This is a genomic window from Leclercia sp. LSNIH8, from assembly GCF_002920195.1.
GTDB lineage: Bacteria > Pseudomonadota > Gammaproteobacteria > Enterobacterales > Enterobacteriaceae > Enterobacter.
The window spans coordinates 49,885-64,494 of sequence record NZ_PQJY01000010.1 but is presented as its reverse complement, the minus strand read 5'-3'; the positions used below and the strand labels follow the sequence as shown (position 1 = coordinate 64,494).

General features: G+C 53.9%; 13 protein-coding genes. 3 read left to right on the top strand and 10 right to left on the bottom strand.

Annotated elements, in window-relative coordinates; genetic code table 11:
- Window positions 1–26 precede the first annotated feature (26 nt).
- The 6 genes from nuoF to lrhA form a co-directional block, all read right to left on the bottom strand.
- Window positions 27–1,364: an NADH-quinone oxidoreductase subunit NuoF gene (gene nuoF / locus C3406_RS21735; protein WP_103825143.1), complete on the bottom strand. Its 1,338-nt coding sequence runs from the start codon at window positions 1,362–1,364 to the stop codon at window positions 27–29.
- Entirely contained in the window at window positions 1,361–1,861 is a 501-nt protein-coding gene (nuoE, locus tag C3406_RS21730; protein ID WP_014170998.1) for an NADH-quinone oxidoreductase subunit NuoE, read from the bottom strand. Before nuoE ends, nuoF begins: the two co-directional genes overlap by 4 nt.
- A gap of 2 nt (window positions 1,862–1,863) precedes the next feature.
- Window positions 1,864–3,666 carry an NADH-quinone oxidoreductase subunit C/D gene (nuoC, locus tag C3406_RS21725; protein ID WP_103825144.1) on the bottom strand — a complete coding sequence of 601 codons (1,803 nt, stop codon included), beginning with the start codon at window positions 3,664–3,666 and terminating at the stop codon, window positions 1,864–1,866.
- 89 nt (window positions 3,667–3,755) lie between these two features.
- A complete protein-coding gene (nuoB, locus tag C3406_RS21720; protein WP_003861482.1) occupies window positions 3,756–4,430 on the bottom strand; it encodes an NADH-quinone oxidoreductase subunit NuoB in 675 nt (224 codons plus the stop codon).
- A gap of 15 nt (window positions 4,431–4,445) precedes the next feature.
- Window positions 4,446–4,886, bottom strand: coding sequence for an NADH-quinone oxidoreductase subunit NuoA (gene nuoA, locus C3406_RS21715; RefSeq protein WP_103825145.1), 441 nt, complete (start codon window positions 4,884–4,886; stop codon window positions 4,446–4,448).
- A gap of 631 nt (window positions 4,887–5,517) precedes the next feature.
- A complete protein-coding gene (gene lrhA, locus C3406_RS21705; protein ID WP_103825147.1) occupies window positions 5,518–6,456 on the bottom strand; it encodes a transcriptional regulator LrhA in 939 nt (312 codons plus the stop codon).
- Between the two features lie 946 nt (window positions 6,457–7,402).
- Between lrhA and C3406_RS21700 the strand changes: the two genes are divergently transcribed.
- Both C3406_RS21700 and yfbR read left to right on the top strand, forming a co-directional pair.
- Window positions 7,403–8,617 carry a pyridoxal phosphate-dependent aminotransferase gene (locus C3406_RS21700; RefSeq protein WP_103825148.1) on the top strand — a complete coding sequence of 405 codons (1,215 nt, stop codon included), beginning with the start codon at window positions 7,403–7,405 and terminating at the stop codon, window positions 8,615–8,617.
- Between the two features lie 93 nt (window positions 8,618–8,710).
- Window positions 8,711–9,310, top strand: a complete 600-nt coding sequence (yfbR, locus tag C3406_RS21695) for a 5'-deoxynucleotidase (RefSeq protein ID WP_103180476.1) — start codon at window positions 8,711–8,713, stop codon at window positions 9,308–9,310.
- 75 nt (window positions 9,311–9,385) lie between these two features.
- Here yfbR and C3406_RS21690 read toward each other — a convergent pair whose 3' ends face one another.
- The 4 genes from C3406_RS21690 to yfbV all read right to left on the bottom strand — a co-directional run bounded on the left by C3406_RS21690 (window position 9,386) and on the right by yfbV (window position 13,009).
- The gene (locus C3406_RS21690; protein ID WP_103825149.1) at window positions 9,386–11,218 is read right to left on the bottom strand and encodes an SLC13 family permease; all 1,833 of its coding nucleotides are present in this window, start codon (window positions 11,216–11,218) and stop codon (window positions 9,386–9,388) included.
- Window positions 11,219–11,295: 77 nt separating this feature from the next.
- Window positions 11,296–11,955 carry a sugar phosphatase gene (locus tag C3406_RS21685; protein ID WP_103825150.1) on the bottom strand — a complete coding sequence of 220 codons (660 nt, stop codon included), beginning with the start codon at window positions 11,953–11,955 and terminating at the stop codon, window positions 11,296–11,298.
- 11 nt (window positions 11,956–11,966) lie between these two features.
- On the bottom strand, window positions 11,967–12,461 hold the full coding sequence (locus C3406_RS21680) for a YfbU family protein (protein ID WP_103825151.1): 495 nt from the start codon (window positions 12,459–12,461) through the stop codon (window positions 11,967–11,969).
- A gap of 92 nt (window positions 12,462–12,553) precedes the next feature.
- Entirely contained in the window at window positions 12,554–13,009 is a 456-nt protein-coding gene (yfbV, locus tag C3406_RS21675; protein ID WP_103825152.1) for a terminus macrodomain insulation protein YfbV, read from the bottom strand.
- Window positions 13,010–13,345: 336 nt separating this feature from the next.
- Here yfbV and ackA point away from each other — a divergent pair, with 336 nt between their 5' ends.
- Window positions 13,346–14,548 (top strand): acetate kinase, encoded by a 1,203-nt coding sequence (ackA, locus tag C3406_RS21670; protein WP_103825153.1) that lies wholly within the window; start codon window positions 13,346–13,348, stop codon window positions 14,546–14,548.
- Window positions 14,549–14,610 lie beyond the last annotated feature (62 nt).

Sequence of the window (14,610 nt, the reverse complement as noted above, 5' to 3'; positions counted from 1 at the left end):
CAGACTGAATGATTTTGCGTAAGGAATTACCAGCGCGCTTTCAGCAGGTTCGGCTGAATACCATTGATTGAATGGGTATTGCTGAACGGCTGCTTGATGCCTGCTTCGAATTCGTCGCGGAAATATTTAATCGCGCTTTGCAGCGGCTCGACCGCACCTGGCGCATGCGCACAGAAGGTTTTACCTGGACCCAGGAATCGACACAGTTGCTCAAGTGTCTCGATATCGCCAGGCTGGCCTTCGCCACGCTCAATAGCACGCAGGATCTTCACGCTCCACGGCAGACCGTCACGGCACGGTGTACACCAGCCGCAGGACTCGCGGGCGAAGAACTCTTCCAGGTTACGCACCAGCGATACCATGCCAATCTCGTGGTCGACGGCCATCGCCAGCGCCGTACCCAGACGGCTGCCTGCTTTGCCAATGCTTTCGAATTCCATCGGCAGGTCGAGGTGGGCTTCGGTCAGGAAGTCAGTCCCTGCCCCACCCGGCTGCCAGGCTTTGAATTTCAGACCATCGCGCATGCCGCCGGCGTAATCTTCCAGAATCTCACGTGCGGTGGTGCCAAATGGCAGTTCCCAGACGCCAGGGTTCTTCACGCGACCGGAGAAGCCCATCAGCTTGGTACCGGCATCCTTACTTTTAGAGATGCCCTGATACCACTCCACGCCGTTGGCGAGGATCGCCGGGACGTTACACAGGGTTTCGACGTTGTTTACGCAGGTCGGTTTACCCCACACGCCGGAGCTGGCCGGGAATGGCGGCTTAGAACGCGGGTTGGCGCGACGGCCTTCCAGGGAGTTAATCAGCGCGGTCTCTTCCCCGCAGATATAACGCCCTGCCCCGGTATGCACGAACAGTTCGAAGTCGAAACCGGTGCCAAGAATATTTTTGCCCAGCAGACCCGCTTCAGTGGCTTCGGCAATCGCGCGACGCAGGTTCTCTGCCGCTTCGATGTACTCCCCGCGCAGGAAGATGTAGCCGCGATAGGCTTTCAGGGCGAAGGCGGAGATCAGCATGCCTTCCACCAGCAGGTGCGGCAGCTGCTCCATCAGCAGGCGGTCTTTATAGGTGCCCGGCTCCATCTCATCGGCGTTACACAGCAGGTAACGGATGTTCATGGATTCGTCTTTTGGCATCAGGCTCCACTTCAGACCGGTGGAAAAGCCTGCGCCGCCGCGCCCTTTCAGGCCAGCGTCTTTAACCGCGTTAACGATCTCATCCGGCGCCATGCCGGAGAGGGCTTTACGCGCCCCGGCATAACCGTTTTTACTCTGGTACTCTTCGAGCCATACCGGCTGTTTGTCATCACGCAGACGCCAGGTCAGCGGATGTGTCTCAGCAGTACGAATTACAGTTTTCATTTGTACTGCTCCAGCAGGTCAGGAATGGCTTCCGGCGTCAGATAACTGTGAGTGTCCTCATCAATCATCATGGTCGGCCCCTTGTCGCAGTTACCCAAGCAGCAGGTTGGCAGCAGGGTAAAACGACCGTCAAAGGTGGTCTGGCCCGGCTTGATATTGAGCTTCTTCTCAATCGCAGCCTGAATGCCCTGATAACCAGTGATATGGCATACCACGCTGTCGCAGTAGCGGATCACGTGACGGCCTACCGGCTGACGGAAGATCTGGCTGTAGAACGTAGCCACGCCTTCGACGTCACTCGCCGGAATACCCAGCACTTTTGCGATCTCATAGATCGCGCCATCCGGCACCCAACCACGCTGTTTCTGTACGATTTTCAGCGCTTCAATGGACGCCGCACGCGGGTCTTCGTAGTGGTGCATCTCGTGCTCAATGGCGGCACGCTCTGCTTCACTCAGCTCAAAAGCCTCGGTTTGTGGTTGTTGATTCTCGTGCATAATTAGCGGTCCACATCTGACATAACAAAATCGATACTACCCAGATACACAATCAGGTCAGAGACCAGACTGCCGCGAATGGCTGACGGGATCTGCTGCAGGTGCGGGAAGCTTGGCGTACGTACACGGGTACGGTAGCTCATGGTGCTGCCGTCGCTGGTCAGGTAGTAACTGTTGATACCCTTGGTCGCTTCGATCATCTGGAAGGATTCTTGTGCCGGCATGACCGGGCCCCAGGAAACCTGCAGGAAGTGCGTGATCAGGGTTTCGATATGCTGCAGCGTGCGCTCTTTCGGTGGCGGCGTGGTCAGCGGGTGATCCGCCTTGAACGGGCCTTCCGGCATGTTGTTGAGGCACTGCTCAAGGATGCGCAGGCTCTGGCGCAGCTCTTCCACTTTCAGCATCACGCGGGTGTAGCAGTCGGAAACACCGCCGCCAACCGGGACTTCAAAGTCGAAGTTTTCATAGCCGGAGTAAGGACGGGCTTTACGCACGTCGAAATCGATACCGGTGGCGCGCAGGCCAGCACCGGTGGTGCCCCACTCCAGCGCCTCTTTCGCACCGTAGGCAGCAACGCCCTGGGAACGGCCCTTCAGGATGGAGTTACGCAGCGCGGCTTTCTCGTAAGAGGCCAGACGCTTCGGCATCCAGTCGAGGAACTCACGCAGCAGGCGATCCCAGCCGCGCGGCAGGTCATGCGCGACGCCGCCAATACGGAACCAGGCCGGGTGCATACGGAAACCGGTGATCGCTTCCACCAGATCGTAAATCTTCTGACGGTCGGTAAAGGCGAAGAAGACCGGGGTCATCGCGCCGACGTCCTGAATGAAGGTGGAGATGTAGAGCAGGTGGCTGTTGATACGGAACAGTTCAGACAGCATGACGCGAATCACGTTAACGCGATCCGGCACGGTGATGCCTGCCAGTTTCTCAACGGCCAGCACGTACGGCATTTCATTCACACAGCCGCCGAGGTACTCGATACGGTCGGTGTACGGAATGTAGCTGTGCCAGGATTGACGCTCACCCATCTTCTCAGCGCCACGGTGGTGGTAGCCGATGTCTGGCACGCAGTCGACGATCTCTTCACCATCAAGCTGCAGAATAATACGGAACGCACCGTGCGCAGACGGGTGGTTTGGACCGAGGTTGAGGAACATGAAGTCCTCGTTGTCGGTGCTGCGCTTCATGCCCCAGTCTTCCGGCTTGAAGGTCAGCGCTTCCATCTCCAGATCCTGCTTGGCTTTGGTCAGCTCAAACGGGTCGAATTCGGTGGCGCGCGCCGGGTAATCTTTACGCAGCGGGTGGCCGGTCCAGGTCTGCGGCATCATAATGCGCGTCAGATGCGGGTGGCCATCGAAGGTCATGCCAAACATTTCCCAGGTTTCACGCTCATACCAGTTAGCGTTCGGGAAGAGTTTGGTGATCGTCGGCAGATGCATGTCGTTTTCAGACAATGCCACCTTGAGCATGATATCCGTGTTGCGGTCTATTGAGATCAGGTGGTAGAAAACGGAAAAATCCGCCGCGGGTAAACCCTGGCGGTGAGTACGCAGACGTTCGTCCATGCCGTGTAAGTCAAACAGCATGACGTAAGGTTTAGGCAATTTCTTGAGGAAATCAACCACTTCCAGTAACTGCTCACGCTTCACCCAAACAACGGGTACCCCGGTGCGGGTGGCCTGAACAGTAAAGGCATCCGGCCCAAAACGGTTGCGCAGTTCGCCGATGACCGGGTCATCCAGATGATCCCGTGTTTGCCAGGCGGCGTCTTGCGCGGTTAAGTCGGTCATAGTGTTCACCATTGCAAAAGGTCCGTGGTGACTGTCGGGCGTGGCTTCGCGCTATTTGAATAGTGATATGCGAAGGTTATCTCCATGCCCACAGGCGCAAATTAAATTTCGTCTGGTGTCCGCAGATTGGTCACTGCGATACGTTCACCGCGTTTACGCTCGCGCTCAGACTGCATGTTAGCGCGGTACACGCCCTGGTCACCCACAACCCAGGAGAGCGGGCGGCGTTCTTTGCCAATCGACTCCTGCAACAGCATCAGCGCCTGCATGTAGGCTTCCGGACGCGGTGGGCAGCCCGGGATATACACGTCAACCGGGATAAACTTATCTACACCTTGTACGACGGAATAGATGTCGTACATGCCGCCAGAGTTGGCACAAGCGCCCATGGAGATAACCCATTTCGGCTCGAGCATCTGGTCGTACAGACGCTGAATGACCGGTGCCATTTTGGTAAAGCAGGTGCCCGCTACCACCATCAGGTCAGCCTGACGCGGAGATGCACGCAGTACTTCTGCACCAAAACGCGCAACGTCATGCACCGCAGTGAATGACGTCACCATTTCAACGTAGCAGCAAGAAAGGCCAAAGTTGTATGGCCAGATGGAGTTCTTACGACCCCAGTTGACCATATCGTGCATGGCATGCTCGAGCTTGCCCATGTACACGCTTTTGTTGACTTCTTGCTCCAGGGGGTCGGTTACGATCTCCTGCTTTTGCAGGGGGTAACGGTCATTCTCACCGTTAGGATCTATGCGGGTGAGCGTATAATCCATCTTATTGCCTCGCTGTTACTGCTGACGATTAGGGATACTGTTTTCCGGGTTGATACGTTCACGGCGTGAACGTGCAGGTGTCCAGTCCAGCGCGCCAATACGCACCAGATAAACCAGACCGGCCAGTAACACTAAAATGAAAATTGCGGCCTCGACAAAGCCTACCCAGCCACTCTCACGAATGGAGGTCGACCATGCGAACAGGTAAAGCGCTTCCACGTCGAAAATGACGAAGAACATGGCTACCAGATAGAACTTGGCAGACAGGCGTAAACGCGCGGTACCTACCGAATCGATACCCGATTCGAATGGCGTGTTTTTGTGCCTTGCGCGGGCGCGACCGCCCAGGAACCAGCCGCCGACTAGCATCAGGCAGCACAGGCCAATGGCAACGATAAGAAAGATTGCGAATGCCCAGTGATGAGCGATGACTTCTGTGGATGTTGACATACTCATTGCTTACTCATCAAAAGTGATACCTGGAACACTGCTCTTACTGGCAGATGGGCATCACATCGATTCATGGGGAGGAACAAATAACCGTACACTAACTGTCGAAAATGAGACATAGACAGCAAAATGATGTGGTTTTTTACTCCTTTCTATAACCTTTTGTCAACTTTAACAAAAGTTTCTTCACATTAAATTACATTGATCGAACTTCATTAACATTTAATGCCCTTAACCCTCATTAAATGTGAGGCGCGTACCTGCGTGGGGGTGTTGAATCGTGTCCGTAATGTACTAATACAAAGATTACCCGCCTATTTTGACAGGAATTGCCGTCGATTCCTCCCCCCAAAGAGGAGTATTTTCTTGATCTGTGACACGCTTTTGTTAATTCAATCAAAAAAACGGCAACATCTTTGCTGCTTTTTTAACATGCCCATTGACATTAGAAAGAACAAGTATAGCGGGATTTTAGAGAAAGGCAGGATATCTATCAGATTGATAAAACAGAAAATTGGCAATGACTTAAGTCAAACCCCTCTGGTGCCCATGCAAAAAAAGAACCACTGTGCGCAGAGGCAGCGGCAGTGGTTCGTCATCGTCTGAGCGAATTGTTATCAGATTATTAGGGATTCGTTTACTCGAAATCGCTTTCAATGATTACCGAGTCATCCCCTCCTTGTTGAGTAACAGTATTGTACTGCCAGGGGTTATGGTAATCATCCATGGCGCTAAAGATGGTCTGCGCAAGCTCGTTGTTACTGGCCGGATTATGACACAACAGATATTCCGTATCCGGCAGCGCGGGCAATCCATCCGCTTTGCCTAACACACGCAAATCGGGGCTCATCATCTCAACCGGACGAGCCGTTACGCCGAGCCCTGCTTTTACCGCGGCGCGGATCGCAGGCAGCGTGGAGGCAACATAGGCCAGGCGCCATGGCACATTGGCGGCGTTGAGCGTAGCCAGCACAACGTCGCGGAACGGGCTGGGATCGTCCAGCAGGACTAACGGCACCGGCTCGCCGCGCTGCAACGTGAACTCGGCGGCGCAGTACCAGTGTGTCGGCGAGGTGCGTAGCGTCAGACATTCGAACTGGCTGGTACGATGGGTGGTGACCACCAGATCGACCTCCTGCTCCTGCAACATATCAACCATAAAGGCGTTGCGTTTCACTCTGACATCAAGAGCAAGTTTCGGGTAAACCGAACTGATGCGGTTGAGCAGGAACGGCAGAATGGTATCGGCCGACTCATCAGAGGCGCCTAATGTTAAGACACCCTGCAGGTTGCTAAACATTAATGATGAACATGCTTCATCATTGAAGCGCAGAATTTTTCTGGCGTAACCCAGGAGCTGAATACCATGCTCCGTTAACAGCTTATTGCGACCATGACGGGCAAAAAGCTCTTTACCGACCAGTTGCTCCAGTCGTTGCATTTGTTGGCTCACTGCGGACTGGGTACGGCAAACTGCCGCCGCCGCAGCAGCAAAGGTGTTCAGATCGGCGACCGCCACAAAGGTTCTCAGCAGATCGAGGTCGAGATTCAGTATCGGACGATTTGCATTAATCATATCTTTTCACTTACAGGTTGCTCGTACGGAGCTGCCCCGGGTTTAAGCTGTGTGCGTAAAAGTAATACAGTTCCTTCTGAACGAAATCCGCTGACGTCCCGGTCTGGCAGGGGCCTGCATAATGTAATTTTGCTGGTTATATCAGTGGTCAGAAACAACTTATCTGACGTTATTTTTATTCTCAAAATCGTTCGAGATATATAGGTATTTGCCGGATGATGTAAATTCGATTAAAGAAGATGCATATCCAACGTCAACTTTATCGCAGTACAGGTTGAGCGGCAATGGTATCGCTTAACTTCTCAAGGCAGAGATAATTCTAGCAATTACAATAAACTATTAAAGGTCCAGGCATCAAGGCCTGCTGTGACCTGTTATCTTTCATCGCTAAACCCGGCATACATCTTACCCTAAAACCTTTTTCTTTATAAGCCTTATTGCAAGTCCTTTGATTTAACCTGAATGGTAACTAGCTAAACTAATTTTATTTATATTAACGAAAGTTGCGATTTCGTCTTTATTTAGAAATAAACAATAATTGAAACCGGACTTAATGATTAATAATACTTAACATTAATTTCACATGAGCAACGTTAATATAAAAAGGCAGGAAAGCGAATAGCAGTGAGTTTCATTCAGCTTTTACGAAAAATCACTACAGTAAACTGTAGCACCGCCAGCGTAAGCCGCTCAATTCACGCCTTTTTTACAGCGTAAAATCCATATAAAAACACCCGCAACAGGACAAAACACCAGCAATCCCCCAAAATACACACAATAAAGTGATTAACCCCTTTAAAAATAGTTAAAAGATTCAGAGCAAACCGTCAGCAATGCACAAAATCTTCTTCTGCCAACGCTTCAAAATCGGGCGTTCGAGGAGTACATTGTTTCGTGCTGACTCCACGGCAGGACGTCGCAATAACAGTGAAAAGGTCAAAGATTCATGTCGCCCATCGAAAAATCCAGCAAGTTAGATAACGTTTGTTATGACATTCGTGGCCCGGTTCTTAAAGAGGCAAAGCGCCTCGAAGAAGAAGGTAATAAAGTACTTAAGCTCAATATCGGCAACCCGGCGCCATTTGGTTTTGATGCACCGGATGAAATTCTGGTTGATGTGATTCGCAACCTGCCGACGGCGCAAGGCTACAGCGACTCCAAAGGTCTCTACTCTGCGCGTAAAGCCATCATGCAGCACTATCAGGCGCAGGGTATGCGCGATGTGACTGTAGAAGATATCTATATTGGTAACGGTGTTTCCGAGCTGATTGTCCAGGCGATGCAGGCCCTGCTGAACAGCGGTGACGAAATGCTGGTTCCGGCTCCGGACTACCCGCTCTGGACCGCAGCGGTCTCTCTCTCCAGCGGTAAAGCGGTGCACTACCTGTGTGACGAATCGGCTGACTGGTTCCCGGATCTGGATGATATTCGTGCCAAAATTACGCCGCGCACCCGCGGCATCGTCATCATCAACCCGAACAACCCCACCGGCGCCGTCTATTCCAAAGAGCTGCTGCTGGAGATCGTCGAGCTGGCCCGCCAGCATAACCTGATCATTTTCGCGGATGAGATCTACGACAAAATTCTGTATGACGCAGCGCAGCACCACTCTATTGCCGCGCTGGCGCCGGATCTGCTGACCGTTACCTTTAACGGCCTGTCAAAGACCTATCGTGTTGCGGGCTTCCGCCAGGGCTGGATGGTGCTGAACGGGCCGAAGAAACACGCCAGAGGCTATATCGAAGGGCTGGAGATGCTGGCCTCCATGCGTCTGTGTGCCAACGTCCCTGCGCAGCATGCGATCCAGACCGCGCTGGGTGGCTATCAGAGCATCAGCGAATTTATCGTGCCGGGCGGGCGTCTGTATGAGCAGCGTCAACGCGCGTGGGAGCTGATCAACGATATTCCGGGCGTCTCCTGCGTGAAGCCAAACGGCGCCCTCTATATGTTCCCGAAAATCGATATCAAACGCTTCAACATCTTTGACGATCAGAAGATGGTGCTCGACTTCCTGCTGCAGGAAAAAGTGTTGCTGGTACAGGGAACGGCATTTAACTGGCCGTGGCCGGACCATGTGCGTATCGTAACGCTGCCGCGTGAAGATGAGCTGGAAATGGCCATCACCCGGTTTGGACGCTTCCTCGGCGGATACCATCAGTAAACAACTCTCGGGCTGCCACTGGCAGCCCGATTTGCATCTCACCGCCCCTCCCCTCACAATGAAACCTGTCGCTGTGCAGATTTAAGGTAACTTATGAGTCAGAGTCATTTCTTCGCCCATCTTTCCCGACTGAAACTGATCAACCGCTGGCCGCTGATGCGCAATGTGCGCACCGAGAACGTTTCCGAACACAGCCTGCAGGTGGCGATGGTCGCTCACGCGCTGGCCGCCATCAAAAACCGTAAGTTCAATGGTCAGCTAAACGCCGAACGTATCGCACTGCTGGCGATGTACCACGATGCTTCAGAAGTGCTGACGGGCGATCTGCCCACGCCAGTGAAATACTTCAACTCGCAAATCGCCCAGGAGTACAAGGCGATTGAAAAAATCGCCCAGCAGAAGCTGGTCGACATGGTGCCGGACGAGCTTCGCGATATCTTTGCCCCGTTAATAGACGAGCAGAGCTACAGCGAAGAGGAGCATTTCATTGTGAAGCAGGCCGATGCGCTCTGCGCCTACCTGAAGTGTCTGGAAGAGCTCTCTGCCGGTAATCACGAGTTTTTACTGGCGAAAACGCGTCTGGAGAAGACGCTCGAAGCGCGCCGTAGCGAGGAGATGGACTACTTCATGGAGGTGTTTGTCCCGAGCTTCCAGCTCTCGCTGGATGAGATCAGTCAGGATTCACCGTTGTGAGTTATGCCCGGCGGCGCTTCGCTTACCGGGCCTACGGTTTCCAGGCAGCAAGCGTAGCGCCGCCGGGCAAAACTGTCAGAACGGGAACAACACCGGGATCATCACTACACACACCACCATCACCAGGATCGTGAAGGGCACGCCAAGCTTCACGAAGTCGCTGAAGCTGTATCTTCCCGGCCCCAGCACCAGAGTGTTAACCGGTGACGACACCGGCGTCATAAACGCCGCGGAAGCGGCCATCGCCACCATCATGGCAAACGGATAAGGTGAGACTCCCATCGATTTCGCCATCGCCAGCGCAATAGGCGCCATCAACACGGCAGTTGCAGTGTTGGAGATAAACAGCCCGATCGTGGCGCACATAACAAACAGGCACATCAGCATCATGTAAGGGCCATAGCCGCCGCCCAACTCCATCAGTCCTTTCACCACTAAATCGACACCGCCGGTTTTTTGCAGCGCCAGCGCAAAGGGCATCATGCCGACGATCAAAATGATGCTCGGCCAGTGAATCGCTTTGTAAGCGCTTTCAGCGTCGATACAGCGGAATTTCCCCATCAGCAGACAGGCGATGATCGCCGCCACTGGATTAGGGATTTCGTCGGTCAGCATCAGGGCGACCATCAGCACCAGACAAAAAATGGCGTGCGGTGCCTGGCTGTGGGCCGGGGATGCATCGCTGACCTCAACAGGCAGGTTGAGCACCACAAAGTCTCGCCCTCTCTGCCCCAGCTGGGTAATCAGCTTCCAGTTACCCACGACCAGGAAGATGTCCCCCAGCTCCAGAGGCTCATCCACCACCGAGCCATCCATCGCCTCGCCGTCGCGCTTTAACCCCACCACGTTCAGACCGTACCGGGTACGAAAGCCGATTTCACGAATGGTTTTGCCGAGCAGCTCCGACTCAGGGATCAGCGAGACCTCGGCCATCCCCACATCCAGCGCCTGATCGGAGAAGTACTCCCCGCGCAGGACCATCGGCTCCAGCAGCTGCTCGCTGCAAAATTCGCGCAGATCGACCTCTGCCGAAGACATATCAATAAGCAACACATCCCGGGCGCGAAACTCCGATACACCATTTACGTTAACGATAACCCGACGAAAACGGCGCCAGCGCTCCACGCCGATGACGTTGGCCCCGTAGCGTTCGCGGAGTTTCAAATCGTCCAGGCGTTGCCCAATCAGCGGTGAACCGGGGCGGATCGCCAGACGGCGCGCGCGCCCGGTGAGGCGATACTCTTTGATCAGATCGCGAAACGTGCGGCGCTTCCAGCCGTCGCGAGTTTTATCCTGCTTTTCGCTTTTCAGGGCAAAGCGGGTTAACAGCATATAGACAATGCCCATCACCAGGATAACCAGTCCCAGCGGCGTCACGCTGAAGAAGCTGAAACCGTCCAGGCCTTCACGCAACAGTTCACTGTTGACCACCAGGTTCGGCGGAGTCGCCACCAGCGTCATCATGCCGCTGATCAGCCCGGCAAAGCTCAGCGGCATCATCAGGCGCGACGGCGAAATCTGCATGCGCATGGAGACGCTCAACACCACCGGTATGAAGATAGCCACCACCCCGGTGGAGCTCATAAAGGCCCCGAGTCCAGCCACGGTGAGCATCAAAAAGACCAGCATTTTGGTCTCGCTGTTGCCCGCCACACTCACCAGCCACGAGCCCATACTGGTTGCCACGCCGGTCCGCACCAGGCCGTCGCCGATAATAAACAGGGCGGCAATCAGAATCACGTTGGGATCGCTAAAGCCGGAAAAGGCTTCCGGGAGGGTTAAGGTGCCGCTCAGCACAAAAGCGACGATCACCAGCAGCGCCACGGCATCCATGCGGATTTTGCCGGTTGCAAAAAGAATAATGGCGATAAGAAGCAGGCTTAACACCCAGATAAGTTCACCGTTCACAACAGATCCTTGTCAGAAAAGAGTGCATCAGATAGTGCCATAAAAAAGCCCCAACAATGTGGGGCTAAATCATGTGATTACATTTTCCGGGTGACTGTTACATTCCCGTCGGGCTCACGGCTGACGGCGAGTGCCTCCAGCGTGGTGAGCACAAAATCCGCCTCATCCAGACGCGGCGAGTTAGCGGGGACATTGACGGCAATGACGTGGCTTCCGGCATTGAGGCCCGCCAGCACGCCGGCTGCGGCATCTTCTACCACCACACACTCTTCAGGCGCCAGCCCCAGCAGCTCCGCGCCCAGTAAAAAGGCATCGGGCTCTGGCTTGCCGCGCTTGACCCGCTCCGCGGTGATAAAGACTTCCGGCAACGGCAGGCCTGCCGCTTTATGGCGCGCATGGGCTACAGGAACCGAACCGGAGGTGACGATAGCCCAGGGGATCCCCGCTTCATTCAGATGCCTGAGCAGCGCCTGTGCCCCTGGCAGCGCGGTGATACCGTCGGTATCGGTAGCCTCGACCTGCTCAAGCCAGGTGAACTCCGCCTGAATTTCCGCTTCACTTTTTCCCTGGAGAAAGTGCCGTAAAGAGGTTATGGCCTGTTTGCCATGGATAAAATTCAGTACGTCCTGATGGTCGATGCCATGTCTGTCGGCCCAACGGCACCAGGAGCGTTCTACAACCGGTAGCGAATCGACCAGCGTACCGTCCAGATCAAACAGAAAACCTTTACACTGCACATCTACCTCCGTCAGGCATTAATAATTTGTTGGATCTCGTTGCTGCTCAGGTGGTACTGGCGCGGGCAAGCGTGCCACACGCTGAGCATGCGCTGATATTTTTCCCACATTGGGGTCTGGGCATTAAAGCCATGGGTACCGGCATCGAAATGGGTATAGCGACCTTCGACATTGACCATAAAGCGGACATAGCTCAGGTAACGGGATTCGGTGGCCGCATCAAAACCCAGGAAGGTGACACGACGTTCATCGATGGTCTGGGCATCTTTCAGGTTGGTCCAGGAGACATGCAGGGCGTGGTACATCTCCATGATGTCGATGACCTGGCGGCAGGTCTCTTCTTTCAGTTCGCCAAAGTCGCGATCCAGCTCGCGCATTTGTAAACCAAAGCCACGTTCGACGATAGTCTGCAAGCGGCGATAGCGCTCTGCGTTGTCGGGATCAAGCATAGTCATCATTTTGTACTGATTGGACAAAATCAGACGTTGAGCGTGGGTCATTTCCATCTTTCGACTCCTGTTGCGCATGGCAGCTTTAAAAAAAGACACGGTAACGGTGGGTTACTGTGCCTTCTTTTGATCATCGTTTCGATGATCAATCACAAGTCATCAAGAAATGTTTTATCAAGTTGCTTAAATGCCCGCTTCAACGTATCCGCCAGCGCCTGATAATCGGGTTTTCCCTCTACCGGCGCGAGCGCCTGACCGGCATCCTGCAATTTGCCGCGTACTTCATAGAACCAGGACAACACGGATGGCGGCAGCGGTGTGACCGAGCGTTTACCAAGCCACCACAGCCCCTGCATCGGCAGGCTCAGGGCAAACAGCGCGGTAGCAACGGCAGGGCCAAGCTGCCCGCCCAGCGCAATCTGCCAGCACAGGGTAAAGACTGCGAGAGGCGGCATCAGGCGAATAGCGTGACGAGTGGCGCGGATCACGCGGTTTTCAATAAAGACGGGCGCCAGACGCTTTTCCAGAGGCCACGTCTTTGCATAGTGCTGCCCCCGGCGAAAAAGGCTAAAAAAGCTCACGGATGGATGCTCGGGTGTCGACATGGCTTACCTCAACTTCACATATAAAGATTAAAAAAATCGTGCAAAACCACAACTGGTCATGACAACGTTCAAAAACTTTTGTCAGCGCTACCCAGTATCAGGTATCCTGTGCCGGCCTGCAAAGGCCTTAGACGAGGAACGTTCACTCGTCAAATTATCGCATATTATGCCATTGCCGGAAAAATGCGCAAAATGGCATAAAATCATATGTATTCTTTTCATGATGCCAGAATGTCCTTCCGGCATGATGTTAATCATAAATGTCAGCGATATCTTGCGCTACGATCCTGGACTCACTGACGTTTTTTTAGCCACGTATCAATAATAGGTACTTCCATGTCGAGTAAGTTAGTACTGGTTCTGAACTGCGGTAGCTCTTCCCTCAAATTCGCCATCATCGATGCGCTTAACGGTGAAGAGTACCTTTCTGGTTTGGCCGAATGTTTCCATCTTCCTGAAGCACGTCTGAAGTGGAAAATGGACGGCAGCAAACAGGAAGCGGCTTTAGGTGCAGGCGCCGCTCACAGCGAAGCGCTGAACTTTATCGTTAACACTATCCTGGCACAAAAACCGGAACTGTCCGCTCAGCTGACCGCAATCGGTCACCGTATTGTTCATGGTGGCGAGAAGTACACCAAATCTGTGGTCATTGATGACAGCGTTATTCAGGGCATCAAAGACTCAGCCTCTTTTGCACCGCTGCATAACCCGGCTCACCTGATCGGTATCGCTGAAGCACTGAAAGCCTTCCCGCAGCTGAAAGACAAGAACGTGGCCGTATTTGATACCGCGTTCCATCAGACCATGCCGGAAGAGTCTTACCTCTATGCCCTGCCGTACAAACTGTACAAAGAGCACGGCGTTCGTCGCTATGGCGCACACGGCACCAGCCACTTCTACGTCACGCAAGAAGCAGCAAAAATGCTGAACAAGCCGGTAGAAGAAGTGAACATCATCACTTGCCACCTGGGCAACGGCGGTTCCGTTTCTGCTATCCGTAACGGCAAATGTGTTGATACCTCTATGGGTCTGACCCCGCTGGAAGGCCTGGTCATGGGTACTCGCTCCGGTGATATCGACCCGGCGATCATCTTCCACCTGCACGATACCCTGGGTATGAGCGTAGAAGATATCAACAAGATGCTGACCAAAGAGTCTGGCCTGCTGGGTCTGACCGAAGTGACCAGCGACTGCCGTTACGTTGAAGACAACTACGCAGAGAAAGAAGACGCTAAACGTGCAATGGACGTTTACTGCCACCGTCTGGCCAAGTACATCGGTTCTTACACTGCACTGATGGACGGTCGTCTGGATGGCGTAGTCTTCACGGGTGGTATCGGTGAGAACGCGGCAATGGTGCGCGAGCTCTCCCTGGGCAAACTGGACGTGCTGGGCTTTGATGTTGACCATGAACGTAACCTGGCCGCGCGCTTCGGTAAGTCTGGCTTCATCAACAAAGAAGGCACCACGCTTGCAATGGTTATCCCAACCAACGAAGAGCTGGTTATCGCGCAAGACGCGAGCCGTCTGACTGCCTGATTCCACACCGCCAGCAATGCTGGCGGTGCTGTTTTGAAGCCCGCCCGTTTTCGGCGGTAACG

Bases quoted from the DNA above. Each gene is read 5' to 3' on its own strand.
- nuoF (WP_103825143.1), bottom strand. From the start codon at position 1,364: ATGAAAACTGTAATTCGTACTGCTGAGACACATCCGCTGACCTGGCGT.
- nuoE (WP_014170998.1), bottom strand. From the start codon at position 1,861: ATGCACGAGAATCAACAACCACAAACCGAGGCTTTTGAGCTGAGTGAA.
- nuoC (WP_103825144.1), bottom strand. From the start codon at position 3,666: ATGGTGAACACTATGACCGACTTAACCGCGCAAGACGCCGCCTGGCAA.
- nuoB (WP_003861482.1), bottom strand. From the start codon at position 4,430: ATGGATTATACGCTCACCCGCATAGATCCTAACGGTGAGAATGACCGT.
- nuoA (WP_103825145.1), bottom strand. From the start codon at position 4,886: ATGAGTATGTCAACATCCACAGAAGTCATCGCTCATCACTGGGCATTC.
- lrhA (WP_103825147.1), bottom strand. From the start codon at position 6,456: ATGATTAATGCAAATCGTCCGATACTGAATCTCGACCTCGATCTGCTG.
- C3406_RS21700 (WP_103825148.1), top strand. From the start codon at position 7,403: ATGTCGCCCATCGAAAAATCCAGCAAGTTAGATAACGTTTGTTATGAC.
- yfbR (WP_103180476.1), top strand. From the start codon at position 8,711: ATGAGTCAGAGTCATTTCTTCGCCCATCTTTCCCGACTGAAACTGATC.
- C3406_RS21680 (WP_103825151.1), bottom strand. From the start codon at position 12,461: ATGGAAATGACCCACGCTCAACGTCTGATTTTGTCCAATCAGTACAAA.
- yfbV (WP_103825152.1), bottom strand. From the start codon at position 13,009: ATGTCGACACCCGAGCATCCATCCGTGAGCTTTTTTAGCCTTTTTCGC.
- ackA (WP_103825153.1), top strand. From the start codon at position 13,346: ATGTCGAGTAAGTTAGTACTGGTTCTGAACTGCGGTAGCTCTTCCCTC.